The sequence below is a fragment of the Mesorhizobium captivum genome (genome assembly GCF_033977165.1).
Taxonomy (GTDB): Bacteria; Pseudomonadota; Alphaproteobacteria; order Rhizobiales; family Rhizobiaceae; genus Mesorhizobium; species Mesorhizobium captivum.
This window is the reverse complement of record NZ_JAVIJB010000134.1, coordinates 1-692: the sequence shown is the minus strand read 5'-3', so window position 1 is coordinate 692 and position 692 is coordinate 1. Positions and strand designations below refer to the sequence as shown.

The 692-nt window shown below is 67.6% G+C and carries 1 protein-coding gene; it reads right to left on the bottom strand.

Annotated elements, in window-relative coordinates:
* Positions 1–692: FMN-binding glutamate synthase family protein (locus tag RFM40_RS33625; RefSeq protein WP_320279065.1), on the bottom strand; the 692-nt coding region annotated here is incomplete at both ends.

Genomic DNA, 692 nt, shown 5'->3' with positions numbered 1-692 from the left:
GTGATGCCCGCGGGGTCCTTGCCTTCATGCCAGTCGTCATAGGCGCCGGCGGTGGCGCCGAGCTTTTGGTATTCTTCCTCCCAGCGCGGATCGTTGTCGCCGAGCGCGACAAGCGCGGCGGTGCCGATCGAGACCGCGTCGACGCCGAGCGCCAGGGCCTTCGCGACATCGGCGCCGTTGCGGATACCGCCGGAGACGATCAATTGCACCTTGCGGTGCATGCCGAGGTCCTGCAGCGCCTTCACCGCCGGCCTGATGCAGGCGAGCGTCGGCTGGCCGACATGCTCGATGAACACTTCCTGCGTGGCGGCGGTGCCGCCCTGCATGCCATCAAGCACCACGACGTCGGCGCCGGCCTTCACGGCAAGCGCGGTGTCGTAATAGGGGCGGGCGCCGCCGACCTTGACGTAGATCGGCTTTTCCCAGTCGGTGATCTCGCGCAACTCCAGGATCTTGATCTCGAGATCGTCAGGTCCGGTCCAATCCGGGTGGCGACAGGCCGAGCGCTGGTCGATGCCCTTGGGCAGCGTGCGCATCTCGGCGACGCGGTCGGAAATCTTCTGTCCCAGCAGCATGCCGCCGCCGCCGGGCTTGGCGCCCTGGCCGACGACGACTTCGATCGCGTCGGCGCGGCGCAGATCGCGCGGGTTCATGCCGTAGCGCGACGGCAGGTACTGATAGACCAGCGTCTT